The organism is Rhizobium sp. AB2/73 (assembly GCF_020871915.1).
Lineage (GTDB): Bacteria > Pseudomonadota > Alphaproteobacteria > Rhizobiales > Rhizobiaceae > Rhizobium > Rhizobium dioscoreae.
On record NZ_CP067071.1, the window covers coordinates 2,379,305 to 2,396,662 of the forward strand.

At 60.4% G+C, this 17,358-nt stretch carries 18 protein-coding genes; all 18 read right to left on the reverse strand.

Annotation, left to right across the window (positions count from 1 at the left end):
* Positions 1-2: 2 nt before the first annotated feature.
* The 18 genes from I8E17_RS11815 to I8E17_RS11900 all read right to left on the reverse strand — a co-directional run bounded on the left by I8E17_RS11815 (position 3) and on the right by I8E17_RS11900 (position 17,346).
* Positions 3-626: a Urease operon accessory protein gene (locus I8E17_RS11815; protein WP_069611700.1), complete on the reverse strand. Its 624-nt coding sequence runs from the start codon at positions 624-626 to the stop codon at positions 3-5.
* Between the two features lie 17 nt (positions 627-643).
* Positions 644-1,036: a lysozyme inhibitor LprI family protein gene (locus tag I8E17_RS11820; RefSeq protein WP_229002114.1), complete on the reverse strand. Its 393-nt coding sequence runs from the start codon at positions 1,034-1,036 to the stop codon at positions 644-646.
* A gap of 55 nt (positions 1,037-1,091) precedes the next feature.
* Positions 1,092-1,397 carry an urease subunit beta gene (locus I8E17_RS11825; RefSeq protein ID WP_069611701.1) on the reverse strand — a complete coding sequence of 102 codons (306 nt, stop codon included), beginning with the start codon at positions 1,395-1,397 and terminating at the stop codon, positions 1,092-1,094.
* Positions 1,398-1,407: 10 nt separating this feature from the next.
* Positions 1,408-1,662: a DUF1272 domain-containing protein gene (locus tag I8E17_RS11830; protein ID WP_069611702.1), complete on the reverse strand. Its 255-nt coding sequence runs from the start codon at positions 1,660-1,662 to the stop codon at positions 1,408-1,410.
* Between the two features lie 7 nt (positions 1,663-1,669).
* A complete protein-coding gene (locus tag I8E17_RS11835) occupies positions 1,670-1,972 on the reverse strand; it encodes an urease subunit gamma (protein WP_015340839.1) in 303 nt (100 codons plus the stop codon).
* Between the two features lie 31 nt (positions 1,973-2,003).
* Positions 2,004-2,825, reverse strand: a complete 822-nt coding sequence (locus I8E17_RS11840; protein ID WP_069611703.1) for an urease accessory protein UreD — start codon at positions 2,823-2,825, stop codon at positions 2,004-2,006.
* 225 nt (positions 2,826-3,050) lie between these two features.
* On the reverse strand, positions 3,051-3,746 hold the full coding sequence (locus I8E17_RS11845) for a class I SAM-dependent methyltransferase (protein ID WP_113366628.1): 696 nt from the start codon (positions 3,744-3,746) through the stop codon (positions 3,051-3,053).
* A 121-nt stretch (positions 3,747-3,867) separates the two neighbouring features.
* On the reverse strand, positions 3,868-4,836 hold the full coding sequence (locus I8E17_RS11850; protein WP_113366627.1) for a D-glycerate dehydrogenase: 969 nt from the start codon (positions 4,834-4,836) through the stop codon (positions 3,868-3,870).
* A gap of 145 nt (positions 4,837-4,981) precedes the next feature.
* On the reverse strand, positions 4,982-6,103 hold the full coding sequence (locus I8E17_RS11855) for a branched-chain amino acid ABC transporter substrate-binding protein (RefSeq protein WP_069611706.1): 1,122 nt from the start codon (positions 6,101-6,103) through the stop codon (positions 4,982-4,984).
* Between the two features lie 186 nt (positions 6,104-6,289).
* Positions 6,290-6,643: a DUF6867 family protein gene (locus tag I8E17_RS11860; RefSeq protein ID WP_069611707.1), complete on the reverse strand. Its 354-nt coding sequence runs from the start codon at positions 6,641-6,643 to the stop codon at positions 6,290-6,292.
* 24 nt (positions 6,644-6,667) lie between these two features.
* Positions 6,668-7,396, reverse strand: a complete 729-nt coding sequence (locus tag I8E17_RS11865) for an ABC transporter ATP-binding protein (protein WP_069611708.1) — start codon at positions 7,394-7,396, stop codon at positions 6,668-6,670.
* A complete protein-coding gene (locus I8E17_RS11870) occupies positions 7,396-8,268 on the reverse strand; it encodes an ABC transporter ATP-binding protein (RefSeq protein WP_069611709.1) in 873 nt (290 codons plus the stop codon). The genes I8E17_RS11865 and I8E17_RS11870 overlap by 1 nt, the downstream gene beginning before the upstream one ends.
* Complete coding sequence (gene livM, locus I8E17_RS11875) at positions 8,268-9,692, reverse strand: high-affinity branched-chain amino acid ABC transporter permease LivM (protein ID WP_069611710.1); 1,425 nt, start codon at positions 9,690-9,692, stop codon at positions 8,268-8,270. The genes I8E17_RS11870 and livM overlap by 1 nt, the downstream gene beginning before the upstream one ends.
* Before the next feature lie 4 nt (positions 9,693-9,696).
* Positions 9,697-10,599: a branched-chain amino acid ABC transporter permease gene (locus tag I8E17_RS11880; RefSeq protein WP_069611711.1), complete on the reverse strand. Its 903-nt coding sequence runs from the start codon at positions 10,597-10,599 to the stop codon at positions 9,697-9,699.
* A 307-nt stretch (positions 10,600-10,906) separates the two neighbouring features.
* Positions 10,907-13,333: an FAD-dependent oxidoreductase gene (locus I8E17_RS11885; RefSeq protein ID WP_069611712.1), complete on the reverse strand. Its 2,427-nt coding sequence runs from the start codon at positions 13,331-13,333 to the stop codon at positions 10,907-10,909.
* A 218-nt stretch (positions 13,334-13,551) separates the two neighbouring features.
* Complete coding sequence (locus I8E17_RS11890) at positions 13,552-14,106, reverse strand: sarcosine oxidase subunit gamma family protein (protein WP_069611713.1); 555 nt, start codon at positions 14,104-14,106, stop codon at positions 13,552-13,554.
* A gap of 7 nt (positions 14,107-14,113) precedes the next feature.
* Positions 14,114-17,071, reverse strand: coding sequence for a sarcosine oxidase subunit alpha family protein (locus tag I8E17_RS11895; RefSeq protein ID WP_069611714.1), 2,958 nt, complete (start codon positions 17,069-17,071; stop codon positions 14,114-14,116).
* A complete protein-coding gene (locus I8E17_RS11900; RefSeq protein ID WP_069611715.1) occupies positions 17,068-17,346 on the reverse strand; it encodes a sarcosine oxidase subunit delta in 279 nt (92 codons plus the stop codon). Before I8E17_RS11900 ends, I8E17_RS11895 begins: the two co-directional genes overlap by 4 nt.
* Positions 17,347-17,358 lie beyond the last annotated feature (12 nt).

A 17,358-nucleotide genomic window follows, 5' to 3' on the forward strand; every position in this document is an offset into this window, starting at 1 on the left:
AATCAATCTCCTTGGGAGGCAGAGAGGAGGTTCGTGTCGGCAAGTCGCCTCAGGCGGCCGAGGGATATGTAGGCGTCCACCAGCCGTTTCTCGGCGGCGAAGGGATGTTCTTCCCAGCCCGTGTGGCTGAAACCGGTAATGGCGATATCGTCGTCGGGATAACGCGCCATCACATCGGCAATCACGATCATGCCGCTGCTCGGCACAACGTATGAGCCGGGATCATGCTCTGCGAGTGCCGCATCGACGCCTTCGTGAATGGATTGACCGATCACGACATGCCGCTTGCCGGTTGCCTGACAGAAGGCGGTGAACTGATCGGTATAGTCGTCGCAGAAATCGTCGAGTTCCGGATGCGAGATCGCCAGCGGCGCGCGCAGCGCCGCGAATTTGACCGGATCGCGCACGCTCCAGATCTCGGATGCGGAAGCAACGGCAGGGCTCTTGCGCCATTCGGCCGAGCCGAGCATGGCGCGCGCCGGCCGGCCGGTATTGCACACCGCAACGACGTCGGTCCGGCTGCCGCCGGCCCCCATCGAGCGGCAATCGTTGAAACGGATCACAAGATCGGCGGCATCGATGACGGCTGCGGCACCTGCCGCAACCTCACCATTACCGACGATCATTACGCTACGCCTGGAACTCACTGGTTGCCCTCCGGCCCATCGGCGAGGTCCTTCAATTCCTTGGTCCGCTTCTTCGTCAGCTCCGCCTTGCAGCCGGAGACGAGCATGGGCTCCATGGAGCCGCCACGCGCCTGGAACCCTTGGGCCTCGCATTCGCCGTCGCGATAATCCACCCAGGCTCGCTGCGCCTTGATAAGCGCCTTTTCCGCGCCCTTCATGTCTTTGTCGAGATCCGCGTCGATGGCGACCATCGCCGCGCGCGTCTTCTTGTATTGCGCATTCAACGCCTTGTCGGCCGTGTCGAAATCGAGCGCGGCGCAGATATTCAGGTCCGTCTGCGCCTCCGCTTTCGCGCAATCGATCTTCGGTTCATCCGCATTGTTCTGCGCAAAGGCAGGACCACAGATCATAGCTGCAGCAAGAGCTACGGCGGGCACAAACAATTTCATCAACATCCCCCAGAAGCTACAGCTTGCCCATGACCTGCTGGCGGAAGCCGTAGACTTCGCGCTTGCCCGACAGCGGGATCAGCGTTACCGAGCGTGTCTGCCCCGGCTCGAAGCGCACGGCTGTTCCGGCGGGAATGTCGAGCCGCATGCCCCTTGCCTTGTCGCGATCGAAAGAAAGCCCGGCATTGGTCTCGGCAAAATGATAATGGCTCCCGACCTGCACCGGCCGATCGCCGGTATTGGAAACCTCAAGCGTCACGGTCGGCGCTCCGGCATTGAGTTCGATGTCGCCGCCTGCGGCAATGATTTCACCTGGGATCATGGTTCTCTCCTCATGCGGCCCGGACGGGCGCGCATCCCTCAGCTTTCAGAACACGCTTGGTCGAAGCGGGATATTTGGCGAGCAACGCCGCCGGGCGAATGGGACGCCGCGCGAAGTCACCGCCGCAGTTCGGGCAGACGCCATCCAGCACCGTATTGGCACAATCGGCGCAGAAGGTGCACTCGAACGTGCAGATCATCGCCTCCTTGCTTTCCGGAGGCAAACTCTTGTCGCAGCATTCGCAATTGGGCCTCAGCTCCAGCATGGCAACCTCACCGGATGGGCTCGTGGACGGTCACGAGCTTGGTCCCGTCGGGAAATGTCGCCTCGACCTGAACGTCATGGATCATCTCGGCGACGCCTTCCATCACCTGATCGCGCGTGATGACATGGGCGCCGGTCTCCATCAGCTCGGCGACCGGACGGCCGTCGCGCGCGCCTTCGACCACGAAATCGGTAATCAGCGCGATGGCTTCGGGATGATTGAGCTTGACGCCACGCTCCAGCCGCCGCCGCGCCACCATCGCCGCCATCGAAATCAGCAGCTTGTCTTTTTCTCTCGGAGTGAGGTTCATCGCCTACCTATGTGATTGCTGTTTGCTCAATTTACAGATTCCAGACTTTCGGCACGGGCGCTCCGTCGCGCAAGGCGGAAATGATCGGAATGAGAATTTTTCTGAGTGCGAAGCCATCGGCGGCGGCGAGCCGCACGACGAGCTTCTCGCCCCAGTGGCTGGCGCCTGCCATATGGTTTTCGAGAAGCGGCCTGATCCGGCCGAGATAGGTCTCGGCCAGCGGGCCGACATAGAGCAAGGTCGCAAAGGCTACCTGATCGTCAAGCACCGCCATTTTCGTCGTCAACGCAGCCACATCGCCATCCAGCCGCAGCTCCTCGGCATGAACCAGCCGCCTGCCGCGACGGATACGCCAGCGATCGCGAAACAGCCCCTGCTCCATTGCCTCGCCCATGGCTTTCCGCCCGAGCAGGATCGCCTCGACGGCAAGGAATTCGGCCGTTTCGGCGAGCTCGACATTCAATGCACGTGAAAGCGAGGCGCGATCGAACAGGATGGTTTCCTGTGGCAGCCAATCGACCCGAGCGCCGCTACCGACCTTGATCGAGGTTTCAACCACGGCCGTGCCCATCGAAGCCTTGTAGATCTTCTCGCAAGCCTGTGTCGTCACGTCGATGCGCGTGCCCGGCCCGGCAACGACACTCCAATCCATCCGGTCGCCGCCGGTGAGACCGCCGGCGGTGTTGATGATGACCGCCTCCATCGAATGATCGAAAGTTTCCGGCAGCCTGATCTTGGCCGCCCCTTCCTGGAAAAGCTCGGCAAGGCGCGTACGGCCGCCAAGCGACTTCGCCGCAAGATGGCCGCGACCTCGCGCCCGCTGCGGTCTCGTGCCTGCCGCCATCATTGCCATCAGCCTCTCCACACATCACGTCATGCCAAAGCCCGGCCATTGAAGCCCGGCAAGGAATAAATGCAAGCAATTCCTGTGCCTTATGCGATCTCCCGCGATGTCGATCTGAAACCGGCCAAATCAGCCGCATTTTTCGTCAAACGCCGAAAAGAAAGGCAGTGAGTTTCAGTGGGCTGAACAGGTATCGGCAGCAGGTCGACACAAAGCTCTCCCTGCGAAGCGCATCTACCCTTTCACGGCCGAGAAGAAGAGGAAGCGCGGCTTGGTCGTCAGGCTCTTGTATGCGTCGGGGAAAAGAGTGCTGACCCTGGGATCTGGCTGCGGCTCGCTCACGATATCGATCCGAAATCCGGCCGATCTCAGCGCATCGAACATGGCATGCAGCGGCCGATGCCAAAATCGTATGGTAATGTCCTTGCCGCCGCGATGCCACGTCTCGCTGAAATTATAGGTCTCGAAATAGCTTTCTCCGCTGGCCGGATCATGATCCATGAACGGATGATGCGTCGAAAAAATCAGGCGGCCGCCATCGGACAAGACACGCCTGTATTCCGAAAGAGGCCGCGACCAATCGTGCAGATAATGCATGACCAAGGAGGCCATGACCAAATCGAAGGCGCCGTCTTCGAAAGGCAATCGCTCGTTCAAATCGGCCAGCAATAATCGCGCCCGCCCTTCCAGGCGGCGCCGTGCGATTTCGAGCAAGCCCGCGCTCGCATCGACGCCGGTCAGAACTGCTCCCCGATCGACGAGGGCGGCGGCGTGAGCCCCGCCTCCGCAACCCGCATCGAGAACGCGAAGTCCGGCAACGTCACCGGCGAGAGAGAGAATTGCAGGCCGCTCGTAGTAAGCATTCCAGGCATTGTTCTCATTGTCGGCCTGATAGGCGGCCGCGAACGCATCATAGTCATTCTCAGACACTGTTCCTCCTTGCCGGAAAACGGCACACATGACAGCACTTCAAGTGATTGACGCCGCCACCTGGTGGACGCGCCGCCTGTCCGGAAACGTCGTATGGCAGTCTGGGTTTCTGTGTTTCTGCCTAGACTACGCGGTCCGGCGGCTCCCGCCCTGCAAAGAAAGCGGTGATATTGTCGACGACTTTCATGCCCATGGCCGTGCGCGTCTCTGCCGAGGCACTGCCGAGATGTGGCAGAAGCACGACATTCTCCAACTTCCGCAGCCGTTCGGGAACATGCGGCTCCGCTTCATAGACATCAAGACCGGCACCGCGGATCGTTCCCTGCTCCAATGCCGATATCAGCGCCGCCTCGTCGACCACATCGCCCCTTGCCGTGTTGATCAGGAAAGAGCCGGGCTTCATGGCTGCGAGACGAGCCGCATTCATCAGATGGCGGTTCTCGGCGCCGCCCGGACAGTGCAGCGAGACGAAGTCGGAGACTTCCAGAACATCTTCGACGGTTTGCAATTGCATGGCGCCATAGCGCGAAGCTTCCATCGGATCTATTGCCGAGCGATTATAGAAAACGACATCCATGCCGAAGCCGAAGTGACAGCGCTGCGCGAAGGCACGACCGATACGGCCGAAGCCGATGATGCCGACAGTCTTGCCCGTCACCTTCGTGCCGACGAGATGCGTCGGCCGCCAGCCGGTCCAGGTGCCAGCCCTTACCTCGCGCTCGCCTTCACCGCCGCGTCGGGCAACGGAAAGGAGCAGCAACATGGCGATATCAGCCGTGCAATCCGTCAGCACGCCCGGCGTGTTGGTGACGGTTACGCCTTTTTCCTTGGCCGCAGCGATATCGATGTGGTTGAAGCCGACACCGAAATTGCCAAGGATCTTTGAGCGGATCGCCCCCTCGAAAAGAGCGGCCGGAAGCTTGTCGGAAACCGTCGGCAGGACCGCATCATAAGTGAGCAGCGCCTCGCGCAGCTGCCCCGCATCGAGTGCTGCGTCATCCCTGTTCAAAGTGGTGTCGAAACGCTCCGAAAGCACCGCCTCGACCGCCGATGGCCAGCGCCGGGTCACGAGAATACGGGGTTTGCTCATGCTGTGATCCTCCTGCCGATACAGGGGAGACTTAAAGCAGCTTCGGCATGAAGGAAATGGCGAACCGATATCGCAGATATGAAAAAGCCCGACCAGTGGCCGGGCTCCCTGATCTTGCCGATGCCGGAAACCGGCGTCGCAAAGTTTACTTCGAAATTTCGGCGTAGTTGTACTTGCCGTCGGAACCCTTGGACCACTTGTACATGACGTAGTCCGGACGGGTGATGTCGCCCTTGGCGTTGAAGCCGAGGTCGCCGATTGCGGTCTTGAACGGACCCTTTGCCTTCAGCGCGTCGGCAACAGCCATCGGATCGTTGGAACCGGCAGCCTTGGCGGCGGCGGCGATGACCTGCAGAGCCGAGTAGGAGTAGAGCGTATAGCCTTCCGGCTCGTAGCCGGCAGCGCGGAACTTGGCGACGAGATCGGCGGAAGCCGGGTTCTTGCGCGGATCCGGCGCAAAGGTCATCAGCGTGCCGTCGACGGCGTCGCCGGCGATCGATGCCAGCTCGTTCGAGACGATACCGTCACCCGACATGAAGTGAGCCTTCACGCCCTGGTCGGCCATCTGACGCATGATGAGGCCAGCTTCCGTGTGCAGACCGCCGTAGTAGACGAAGTCGACACCAGCCTGCTTCATCTTCGCGATCAGGGCCGAGTAGTCCTTGTCGCCGGGGGTGATGCCTTCATAAACAACTTCCGTCACGCCGGCGGCGTTGAGGTTCTTCTTGGTTTCATCGGCCAGGCCCTGACCATACGGGGTCTTGTCGTGAACGACGGCAACCTTGGCGCCCTTGAAATTGTCGGCGATATACTTGCCGGCAACTTCACCCTGCTGGTCGTCACGACCGCAAGTACGGAACGTGTTCCACAGGCCGCGCTCGGTGAACTTCGGGTTCGTCGAAGCGGGCGTGATCTGCAGGATGCCGTTTTCAGCGTAGACTTCCGAAGCCGGGATGGAAACGCCCGAGTTGAAGTGACCGACGACGAACTTCACGCCGTCAGCAACGAACTTGTTGGCGACCGAAACGCCCTGCTTGGCGTCGGAGACGTCGTCGCCGAGTTCGATCTTGATCTTTTCGCCATTGATACCGCCGGCCGCATTGATGTCTGCAGCTGCCTGCTCTGCACCCTTCTGAAGCTGCGCGCCAAACGCAGCATTCGGGCCCGTCAACGGGCCACCGACGCCAACAATGATGTCGGCCTTCGCAACGCCGCCGAAAGCGATCATCGCCGACAAAGCCACCGCCGACAGAAGATACTTCTTCATATTATTACTCCCAATTTTTAAGCGGGTTCCGTTTGATCTGCCCTGCGCGATACCCACCAATCATCACGCCGGTAACGCTTGCATTCCGAACTCTGGAAGCATGACCCCTGCCCGTTCCCGTCTGTTTTTATGGGGCTGGGTGACGCTCTTGGTTGTACGCAGACTGTGCCTAGTTTAGGCGCACTGTCAATTCTTCTTCCTCCAGGAAAAGGCCGAGGTCTTTTCATAGAGCCAGTAATAATTATTCACCATCTGATCGGTACGTCGATACCGGTATCCCGCCGTCGCAAAAACAAGCAGAAGCACGACATCGATGATGTAGATGGTGACGTCGAAAACCGGGCCATTGAACAGCGCATGGTGCAGAAACTGCAGACCAAGGCCGATCAGAAAGCTGTAGATGACGACAAGCGGATAGGTTTCCCAGCTGGATGCAACGGCGCGGCCAGCGCGCCATGCGGTCCAGAAACCGAGAATGACGATAACAGCGCGGATGACCATGCGCCCGCCGGTATCGGTGTCGAAGAGAAGTCCCTGCATCTCAAATTCTCCGCGAAACGAAACTCAATGGTGACCGCCTTCGAGATAGGCGGCGCGCACCTCCGGATTGGCGAGCAGTTCCTTGCCGGAACCGCTCATCGTCACCCGGCCGTTGACCATCACATAGGCGCGGTCGGAAAGCTTGAGCGCGGCAAAGGCGTTCTGCTCGACGAGGAACACGGTCAGCCCCTGGGTCTGGTTCAGAACCTTGATCGCCTCGAAGATGCCCTTGACGATCAGCGGCGCCAGGCCAAGCGACGGCTCATCGAGAAGCAGCAGCTTGGGACGCGCCATCAGTGCGCGGCCGATCGACAGCATCTGCTGCTCGCCGCCCGAAAGCGTTCCGCCGCGCTGCGACTGGCGCTCCTTCAGGCGCGGGAAGAGCGTGAAGATCTTCTCGACATCCTCATTGAAATATTTGAGCTTGTCGAGGCTCGCACCCATCTGAAGGTTTTCATAGACCGTCATGCGCGGGAAAATACGCCGCCCCTCTGGCGATTGGGCGATGCGAAGCCGGGCAATCTCATGCGTCGGCATGCGCGTGATATCGCGGCCGTCGAAGGTGACCGAACCGGTGCGCGCCTGCGGACTGCCGCAGATCGTCATCATCAGCGTCGATTTTCCGGCGCCGTTAGCACCGATCAGGCTGACGATCTCGCCGCTGTTGACTTCGATATCGACGCCGGCGAGCGCGCGGATGTTACCGTAATAGGTTTCGACACCCGCAACTTTGAGAAGTGGTTGCCCCGCCATCAATGTTCACCCTCTTGGAGGTGCTCGACTTCGGCAATCACCTCTTCCACTTCCTCATCCTCGACGCCCAGATAGGCGGCAATCACGCGAGGATCATTCTTGACCTCGTCCGGCGTGCCATCGGCGATCTTCTGCCCATATTCGAGCACGATGACATGGTCGGAAATTTCCATGACCACGGACATGTCGTGTTCGATCAGCAGGATCGATGTGCCGGTGTCCTTGCGGATGCTGCGAAGGAATTCGTTGAGGACCAGAGACTCGCGAGGATTGAGACCGGCAGCCGGCTCGTCCAGGCAAAGCAGTTCCGGCCCCGTACACATGGCACGAGCGATTTCCAGGCGGCGTTGCGCGCCGTAAGGAAGATCGCCTGCAGGATCGTCGGCGCGATCGATGAGATCGGCCTTTTCGAGCCAGAAGCGCGCCAATTCGATCGCATTCTTCGCTTCGGCTCGATAGGGACCGATGCCGAGCAGGCCGAGGATCGTATAGCCGGAGGCACGCATCAGCTTGTTGTGCTGCGCCACCAGCAGGTTTTCGAGCACCGTGAGGCCCGAAAACAGACGGATATTCTGGAAGGTGCGCGCCACCTTGGCTTCGCGCGTGATCCGGAAATCCGGCAGCCGTTCCAGGAGATATTCCTTGCCGCTCTTCTGCTGCAGCGTAAGCATGCCCATCGTCGGTTTGTAGAAGCCGGTGATGCAGTTGAACACGGTCGTCTTGCCGGCGCCGTTCGGCCCGATCAGCGCGGTGATATCGCCACGCTTGGCCTCGAACGAGAAGTCGTTGATGGCCATGAGGCCGCCGAACTTCATCGACAGGTGGTCGACCTTCAAGAGGACGTCGCTGGGGTTTGCGGTCACAGCGTTCATCAGCCGTGGCCCTCCTTGGTAAAGCTGCCTGAAACCGCTTTTCGCTCCTTGAGGAAAGCGGTCGGCTCGCGCGTGCCGACAAAGCCGCGAGGCTTGAAGATCATAACCACCACCATAGCGAGGCCGAAGATCAGCATGCGGTAGAGTTCCGGTGTGAAGTCCGGGCCGAAACCGGGAATGATCGTGGTATCGCCGAAGACCAGCCCGGTCTTGAGGAAGCTCATGTTGCGCAGCAATTCGGTGCCGCCGACCATGGCGATCGCGGCAATCGCGATGCCCTTCAGCGACCCCATGCCGCCGAGAACGACGATGGCAAGGATCACGGCGGATTCGAGGAACACGAAGGATTCCGGCGAGACGAAGCCCTGACGCGCCGCGAAGAAGGAGCCGGCAAAACCGCCGAACATGGCGCCGGTGGCAAAAGCCGTCAGCTTCGTCGTCACCGTATTGATGCCGAGCGAACGGCAGGCGATTTCATCCTCACGCAACGCTTCCCACGCACGTCCGATCGGCATGCGGCGCAGCCTGATTGTGACATAGGCGGTCAGCATGCAGAGCAGCAGGATCACGTAGAACAGGAAAACCTTGTACCAGGCCGACGAGATCGGCAGACCGAAACTGCGGACGAAGTTGTGCGGATCCTTCATATCGAAGGTATACAGGCCAAAAAGCGATGCCTTGGTGATGTTGGAGATGCCGAAGCTTCCCTGCGTCACATCGGTCCAGTTGGTCAGCACGATGCGGATGATTTCACCGAAGGCAAGCGTCACGATCGCCAGGTAATCACCCCTGAGGCGCAGCACCGGAAAGCCCAGGACCATCCCCCAAAGCGCTGCCAGAATGCCCGAAATCGGCAGAAGCAGCCAGAAGGATAGGCCGAAATGCATCGACAGCAGAGCATAGGAATAAGCGCCGACCGCATAGAAGGCGACATATCCCAAGTCGAGCAGACCGGCGAGACCGACGACGATATTCAGACCCCAGGCAAGCATCACATAGATGAGGATCTGGATGCCGAAATTGTCGACATAGGTCAGCGCCCCTTGCGGGCCGAGGATTGCCACCGCCGCTATCGGATAGATCAGCAGAAACACAAGGGCAATCTTGTTGAAATGCTTGGAGACGAAGCTTTGTTCGCCCTCTACTTGCACGACCTTGGCCTTGGCTGCCTTTCGCGCCGCCAGATAAGGCTGGACGAAAACCGTCATGATGAAGCGGCCGACGGTAGCAATCGCGACGATGGTCGCCAGAAGACCCCAGCGCTGCACGATGATCAGCTTGTTGTCCATATTCTGATCGGTTTTGAGACCGATATAGAGGACGAACATGCCGAAGGATATGACAGCGGTCCAGAGGGCGTCCGTAATCCCCTTCTGGACAAGGCCGGGCGCGGCCTTGCCTGCAACGAAGTTTGAATTTGCCATGGCGTTATACCTTTTCGACTTCCGGCCGACCGAGAATGCCCGTCGGCTTGAAGATCAGCACGTAGGCAAGGATGCCATAGGTGGCGACATCCTTATACGCGATGGGAAAATTGCCAGACCAGAAGGACTCGATGAAGCCGATCATCAGGCCGCCGAGAACAGCGCCCGGAAGCGAGCCGATGCCGCCCAGAACCGCCGCCGTGAAAGCCTTGACGCCCGGCACGAAACCGTCCGTGAAATTGGCGACACCATAATACATCAGATACATCGTCCCGGCGACCGCAGCGAGCGCCGCACCCATGATGAAGGTGATGGAGATGGTCCGGTCGACATTGATGCCGAGCAGCGCCGCCATCTTGCGGTCCTGCTCGGTCGCACGTTGGGCACGCCCAAGCGCCGTCTTGTTGACGATGTACCAGAAGGCCGCCAGCAGCACGACGGTGATGATGAAGATGATGATCTGCTTCAGGGACAGCGAGACGCCACCGAAATTGTAGACATCGCCCACCAGCGTCGGGATCGGCTTGTTGCGCGGGCCCTGTGCAACCTGGATGAAGTTCGACAGAACGATCGACATGCCGATTGCCGTGATGAGCGGCGCGAGGCGGAACGATCCGCGCAGCGGCCGATAAGCCACCCGCTCGATCACCCAGTTCCACAGGCTAGTCATCAGCATGGCGACGATCAGCATGACAAGCAGCATGATCGCGACCGGCAGGCCGGCGAAGAGCGAAATGAGAACGAGATAGGTGATGAGGGCGGCAAAGCCGCCGAGCATGAAAACATCACCGTGGGCAAAATTGATCATGCCGATGATGCCGTAAACCATGGTGTAACCAATGGCGATCAGGCCGTAGATCGACCCGAGAGTCAGCCCGTTTAAGAGCTGCTGGATAAAATAATCCATATATCATTTCCCCTGGATGCGGCGTCATACGACCACATCTCTTATTGCTTTTTTAGGTTCCTTCTAGAGACCTATGGGCGCGATTCCATACTGGTTTCGAAGGAAATGTGAAGCCAAAAAGGCGAGAAATTGACAAATTCTTTTCAAATCGCCGTGCGCTGATGCGAATCCGACCAAAAATGACACGAAAGCGGCAGGCCATGGTTCAAAATTAGCCAAAACCGTGAAGCGGCGCCTGCACTCTGAAGAGCTCTTGTCAGAGGCAGGCCTCGTCAGGCCCGCCATAACGATCGTCTGAACCGCGACTTTACGCTCGCATCCTGGCGCCATCCGCATCGAACAGCGGCTCGGCCTGCAGCCTTGCCGGCAAGAGCTCGCCGAGCAGTTCGATCGACCAGCCTTGCGCCTCGTCGGCGATTTCCTTCGGCACGTAGCCCACAGCGACGGAAAGACCGGAAGCATGAGCATAGCCGCCTGACGTCACCCAGCCACAGATCGCGCCGTTGTGATAGATCGGCTCATCGCCGATGACATCGGCATCCCTGGCCGAGAGGATGAAGGTCCGCAGGCGCAACGTGCCGCCCTCCGCCTTTTCCTTGGCGGCGGCCGCCTTGCCGATGAAATCGGCCTCCTTGGACAGCGCCACGAATCGGTGGAGGCCGGCCTCGAACGGCCCATAGAGTGGCCGGTATTCGCGCGCCCAGCTGCCATAGGATTTGTCGAGGCGCAGCGCATTCAGCGCTCTCAGTCCAAAGAGCCGGATGCCGAACCCGGCACCTTCCTGCATCAGAAGGTCAAAGATATAGCGCTGATGCTCCGGCTTCATCCAGATTTCATAGCCAAGGTCGCCCGTATAGGAAACGCGGCCGACGATCGCGGGCGCCATGCCGATATCCATGCGGCAAATGGACATGAACGGGAATGCGGCGGTCGAGAGATCCTGATGGGTCAGCTTCTGCAGCAGCTTGCGGGCGTTCGGACCGGCGATCGACAGGCCGAGAAGCGAAAGACCGAGTGCTTCGAGCCGGACCGAGCCGTCCGTCGGCAGCAGTCCTTCGAACCAGCGCATGTGATAGGCCTCGGCAATGCCGGAGCCGATGAGAAGGAAATCCCCCTCGCCCAACTTCGCAAGCGTGAAATCGCCAATCAGCTTGCCGTCGTGCTTTAGCATCGGAGCCAGCGTCATCCGGCCAATGGCCGGAATGCGGCAGGTCAACAGCCGATCGAGGAAAGCTTCCGCCCCCGGTCCCTTGATCGAATATTTGGCAAAGCCCGACGTCTCCATCAGGCCGACGCTTTCCCGCACCGCCTTGGCTTCAGCGCCGACGACATCGAAGTCGTTGGAGCGGCGCCAGGAGAACTGGTCGACCTCACCCTGCGGAGCAAACCACAGGGCCTGCTCGAGACCATAATAAGCGCCGAATACGCCGCCGGCCTGCTTCAACTTGTCGTAGATCGGCGTTGTCAGCAGCGGACGTGCTGCCGGCAGCTCCTCGTTGGGATAGCGGATCGAGAAGCGACGGGCATAGTTCTCGCGTACCTTGGCATTCGTATAGGCGAGCGTCGCGTAATCGCCATAGCGCGAAACGTCCATGGCGAAGACGTCGAAGCCCGGATCGCCGTAGATCATCCAGTTGGCGAGTGCCAAGCCGACGCCGCCGCCCTGGCTGAAGCCGGCCATGACGGCGCAGGCCGACCAATAGTTCCTCAAGCCACGCACGGGGCCGACGAGCGGATTGCCATCAGGCGAAAAGGTGAAGGGGCCGTTGATGATCTTCTTGATGCCGGCATTGTTGAAGGCCGGGAAGTGGCGGAAGCCGACTTCCAGCTCCGGCGTTATGCGCTCGATATCCTCGGCCAGCAACTCGTGGCCGAAATCCCAGGGCGTCGTCACCGGCGACCATGGACGGCAGGCCTTTTCATAGGTGCCCATCAGCATGCCCTGCCGCTCCTGGCGCAGATAGATCTCGCCGTCGAAGTCGACGCAGTGCATCAGCTCCTTGCCCGTCGTCTTGTTGAAGTCGATGACCTCCGGCATATCCTCGGTGATCAGATACATATGCTCCATCGCGAGCACCGGCAGTTCCAGCCCGACCATACGGCCGACTTCGCGCGCCCAGAGACCGGCGGCGTTGACGACGTGCTCGGCGATGATCTCGCCCTGATTGGTGATGACATGCCAGGAGCCATCCTCGCGCTGTACGAGCTCTTCCACCTTGGTATGCAGGTAGATTTCCGCACCGTTCTTCTTGGCCGAGCGAGCATAGGCATGCGTCGTGCCATAGGGGTCGAGATGGCCTTCGACTGGATCGTAAAGCGCGCCGACAAACTGATCGGGATCGAGAAGCGGCATCAGTTCATGCGCTTCCTTCGGCGTCAGCAGCGTCGCCTCCAGACCATTGTAGCGGCCCTTGGCGAGAATGGATTTCAGCCAGTCGAAGCGCTGGGGGGTAGCCGCCAGCATCAGGCCGGAGGTGAGGTGCAGGCCGATATCCTGGCCGGAATATTCCTCGATCTCCTTGTAGAGCTCGACCGTATATTTCTGCAGCTTGGCAACGTTCGGATCGCCGTTGATCGTATGCATGCCGCCGGCCGCATGCCAGGTCGAGCCGGATGTCAGCTCGGAGCGCTCGAGCAGCACGACATCCGTCCAGCCGAATTTCGTCAGGTGATAAAGCACCGAACATCCGACGACACCGCCACCGATGACGACGACCTTGGCATGGCTTTTCATTGGGAATCCCCTGTTTTCGGCACGAAGCCGCCGGGTGTCTTCCCGCGCGACCGACCGTATTTGAGAGGAAACCTAGAGACTATCCGGTAGGCCAAATAGCCCGAACTGCGAAACCGATATGTCTGTTTGCGCCATCGCAATTGTTCGGATCGCGCCATCGGCTATCGACGGCAAAGGCCGGTCGGCAAGGCGCTCGACCTCCATCGCCACGAGGCTTTTCAGTCGGCGAAACCGGCCGTGAGCGCGAACTCCCGCCCCATCTCCATGATCTCTTCGAACACACTGCCGGCATAGGAGCGCGGCACGATGATTTCGAAGCAATCGGAGCCGGTGCGGGCGACATTGGCGCTGACGTGGCAGCACAGCATGTTGGCCGAATGGCCCTCGGCAAAGACCTGCGGATGCAGGTCGACCGCCACGCATTTGGCAAGAATACGGCGAACGCTCGGGCCGGAAATGCGAAGCAGCACGCGACCGTCGCTCTGCTCGAAGAAAGAGACTCGGGCGGAATCGAGCGTGAAGAGATCCCGCGCCACGCTATCGGCGCCGAACGTATCCGATACGACAAACCATTCCCTCGGCCCGACATCGCGAACCGATACATCCTTCAATGCCTTCAGGCTTGTCAGAATATTGTCCTGATCGCCGGCCCTGGCGAGCACAGAGAAGATAGCCGGACGGCGCACGACGGCGAGATGATTCGGATTTGCGGCAGCCTCGAAGCCGGAAATATGATCTTCCAGCACATGCCTGTTCTGAAATGCGACGCTCATCGATCCATCACCCCAAAAGCTTTTTGTTGTCGGGATCGACGAAGACCGGGCTGCAAACCTCCGCCGCCACTTCCTCGCCACGCAATCCGTCCCAGACGACCACGCGCTCGCCGATGCGTTCCCTGCCCGACTTCAGGAAAGCGAGCGCGATGGAATGACCGAGCGTCGGCGAGAAACAAGCTGAGGAAACATGCCCCTGATCGTTCACCGTCGAAGGTCTCGCGCCCTCCTTCAAAATATGCGCGCCGGCGTGAATTTCCTTGGCGGTATCGATCGGCTTCAATCCCACAAGCTGGCCGCGGTCGGCGGCAGTCAAGCCGAAGCGGGTGGATAGCCGCTTGCCAATGAAATTCGGCTTCTGCGTCGACATCATGCGGCCAAGCCCGACATCGTCGGGCGTGGTGCGGCCATCGAGTTCGTTATGAGTGACATGCCCCTTCTCGATACGCAGCACGTTGAGCGCTTCGACACCATAAGGGCAGATGCCATGCGCCTTGCCGGCCTCCATGATGGCATCGGCGACCGCCTCGCCGTAGCCGGCCGGCACCGCGAGTTCGTAAGCGAGCTCGCCCGAGAAAGAGATGCGGAACAGCCGCGCCCTGAGTCCACCCTTCAGCATGATTTCGGCTGCACCAAGGAAGGGGAAGAACGCGTCGGAAATATCGTCTTCCACGATCTGCTCCAGTACCAGCCGCGCCTTCGGGCCGGCAATCGCCATCTGCGCCCATTGATCGGACGAGGACACGAAACGAACGTCGAGTTGCGGCCAAAGTGTCTGCGCGCAGAATTCCATATGCGTCATCACCTCGCCGGCCATCGCCGTCGTGGTTGTCATGAAGAAATGATCGGGCGTCAGGCGGCTCGTCGTGCCGTCATCGAAGACCATGCCGTCTTCGCGCAGCATCAAGCCATAGCGCGCCTTGCCGATCGGTAGTTTCAGGAACGCGTTGGAATAGAGGCGATTGAGGAATTCAGCCGCATCCTTGCCGAAAATCTCGATCTTGCCGAGCGTCGACACGTCGCAGATCCCGACATTGTTGCGGACGTTCAGCACCTCGCGGTCGACGCTGTCGCGCCAGCCCCTCTCGCCCGGCCGGGCAAACCAGGACGAACGATACCAGAGACCAGCCTCGACGAAGCTCGCGCCATTCTTCTTCGCCCATCCATGCAGCGGCGATTCCCGAACGGGCTGCGCATGCTTGTCGCGCGCGGTTCCCGCCAGTGCACCAAAGGATACCGGCGTATAGAATGGCCGGAATGTCGTGGTGCCGACGGCGGCCGGGCTGACGCCGCGCATGCCGGCGATGATGCCGGCCGCGTTGACATTGCCAAGCTTGCCCTGATCCGTCGCCATGCCGCTCGTCGTATAGCGCTTGGCATGCTCCACATGGCCGAAGCCTTCGCGCAGCGCGAGGCCAAGATCCTTGGTATGGACGTCGTTCTGGAAGTCGACGAATGCCTTGTCTTTCGCGCCCGGCACATGCCAGATCGCCGCGAAGGATGGATCGTACTCGCCATCAACTTCAAGCAAATCTTCCGCATGAGCCGTGCGGCCCAGACTTTCGATGACCCTTCGCGCCTTCTGCGCGCCATCGGCAAGGCAGCCGGAAACGCTCTCGATACCCGCAGCCGAACCGGCAATCTCCAGCTCGCCAGAGACGACCGGCGCCATGAAGGCCTGTTTCTCGTCCGACCAAACCGGCTTGGCGCCGCGCTGGCAGGCAAGATGGATGATCGGCGACCACCCGCCCGACATGGCCAACGCATCGCAGGCGATCAGCTCATCCAGCCCGCCGCGATCGGCGATGACGCCACTGATACGGTATTTGCCCTTGGTCGCGTGGACGCTTGCCGCATGAACCACGCGCACGCCTTGAGGAGCAGCATCGGCCGACGCGGCGCGCGTGTCGAGGATTGCCGAAATCTCCACGCCTGCAGCGGCGAGATCGGCGGCAGTTCGGTAGCCGGAGCCGCCATTGGTAAAGACGGTAACCTTCTGCCCGGCAACGACGCCATAGCGGTTGAGGTAGCTGCGCATGGCGCCGGCCATCATCACGCCCGGGCGATCATTGCCGCCGAACACCAGCGGTCGCTCTTCGGCGCCCGAGGCAAGGATGGCGCGCTTGGCGGCGATGCGCCAGAGCCGCTCCACCGGCAGGTCGGCCGATGGCATCGCCACATGCTTCTGCACCTTCTCGACGGCACCGAAAACATTGCCATCATACCAGCCGAATACGGTGGTGCGCGGCATCAAGGTGACGTTCTCGAAGCTCTGCAGCTCCTCAAGCGTTGCCTGCACGAAAACGTCAGCGGAAGCGCCGCCGATGGTCAGCTTTTCCGACAATAGCGAGCCGCCAAGTCTAAAACCTTCGTCGGCCAATACGACACGCAATCCGGCGCGGGCGGCGGTCAGAGCCGCTATGAGCCCCGCCGGACCGGAGCCGATCACGAGCAGGTCGCAATGCGCCCAGGCCTTCTCGTAACGGTCCGGATCGGCCTGCATGACCGCCTTGCCAAGGCCGGCAGCACGCCGGATCAGCGGCTCATAGACCTTTTCCCAAAAGGCAGCCGGCCACATGAAGGTCTTGTAGTAGAAGCCGGCGCCGAGGAAGGGCGAGAACAACCCATTGATCGCGCCAAAATCATACTTCAGCGACGGCCAGCGGTTCTGGCTCACCGCACTCATGCCCTGATAGAGCTCGGCGACGGTAGCACGCGTATTCGGCTCGGTGCGGCCATCCTTGCCGATGGTGACGAGCGCGTTGGGCTCGGCTGAGCCGGCCGTCAGAATGCCGCGCGGCCGATGATATTTGAAGCTGCGGCCAACCAGTATCTGGTCATTGGCGAGCAGGGCGGCGGCGAGTGTGTCGCCTTCCAGACCCTTCATTTCCTTGCCGTCGAACTGGAAGGACAGTGGGCGGCTGCGATTGACGAGACCGCCGCTCGACAGACGATAAGAGGTCATCGCGCCGCCTCCTTTGCCTTGTCCTCGGCATCGGTAACGGAAAAGACCTCGTGCGTGACATTGCTGCGCTCGACGACCAGCCAGCGGCGGCATCCGGCGCTATGATGCCAATATTCCTCAATCCGGCCGCGCTCGTTGTCTCGGATGAAGACGTAGCGGTTCCAGTCCTCATCCGGCGCGGTCGGCACCGGCCGGACGACGGAGGCCGAGCCGCGAATGGAGAATTCTTCCTTGGGTCGCACGCCGCAATGCGGGCAGTTGATCAAGCTTGCCATTGGTATTGTGCC

Coding starts and splice junctions, on each gene's coding strand:
- I8E17_RS11815 (WP_069611700.1), bottom strand. CDS start 626: ATGATCGTCGGTAATGGTGAGGTTGCGGCAGGTGCCGCAGCCGTCATC.
- I8E17_RS11820 (WP_229002114.1), bottom strand. CDS start 1,036: ATGATCTGTGGTCCTGCCTTTGCGCAGAACAATGCGGATGAACCGAAG.
- I8E17_RS11825 (WP_069611701.1), bottom strand. CDS start 1,397: ATGATCCCAGGTGAAATCATTGCCGCAGGCGGCGACATCGAACTCAAT.
- I8E17_RS11830 (WP_069611702.1), bottom strand. CDS start 1,662: ATGCTGGAGCTGAGGCCCAATTGCGAATGCTGCGACAAGAGTTTGCCT.
- I8E17_RS11835 (WP_015340839.1), bottom strand. CDS start 1,972: ATGAACCTCACTCCGAGAGAAAAAGACAAGCTGCTGATTTCGATGGCG.
- I8E17_RS11840 (WP_069611703.1), bottom strand. CDS start 2,825: ATGGCAATGATGGCGGCAGGCACGAGACCGCAGCGGGCGCGAGGTCGC.
- I8E17_RS11850 (WP_113366627.1), bottom strand. CDS start 4,836: ATGAGCAAACCCCGTATTCTCGTGACCCGGCGCTGGCCATCGGCGGTC.
- I8E17_RS11855 (WP_069611706.1), bottom strand. CDS start 6,103: ATGAAGAAGTATCTTCTGTCGGCGGTGGCTTTGTCGGCGATGATCGCT.
- I8E17_RS11860 (WP_069611707.1), bottom strand. CDS start 6,643: ATGCAGGGACTTCTCTTCGACACCGATACCGGCGGGCGCATGGTCATC.
- I8E17_RS11865 (WP_069611708.1), bottom strand. CDS start 7,396: ATGGCGGGGCAACCACTTCTCAAAGTTGCGGGTGTCGAAACCTATTAC.
- I8E17_RS11870 (WP_069611709.1), bottom strand. CDS start 8,268: ATGAACGCTGTGACCGCAAACCCCAGCGACGTCCTCTTGAAGGTCGAC.
- livM (WP_069611710.1), bottom strand. CDS start 9,692: ATGGCAAATTCAAACTTCGTTGCAGGCAAGGCCGCGCCCGGCCTTGTC.
- I8E17_RS11880 (WP_069611711.1), bottom strand. CDS start 10,599: ATGGATTATTTTATCCAGCAGCTCTTAAACGGGCTGACTCTCGGGTCG.
- I8E17_RS11885 (WP_069611712.1), bottom strand. CDS start 13,333: ATGAAAAGCCATGCCAAGGTCGTCGTCATCGGTGGCGGTGTCGTCGGA.
- I8E17_RS11890 (WP_069611713.1), bottom strand. CDS start 14,106: ATGAGCGTCGCATTTCAGAACAGGCATGTGCTGGAAGATCATATTTCC.
- I8E17_RS11895 (WP_069611714.1), bottom strand. CDS start 17,071: ATGACCTCTTATCGTCTGTCGAGCGGCGGTCTCGTCAATCGCAGCCGC.
- I8E17_RS11900 (WP_069611715.1), bottom strand. CDS start 17,346: ATGGCAAGCTTGATCAACTGCCCGCATTGCGGCGTGCGACCCAAGGAA.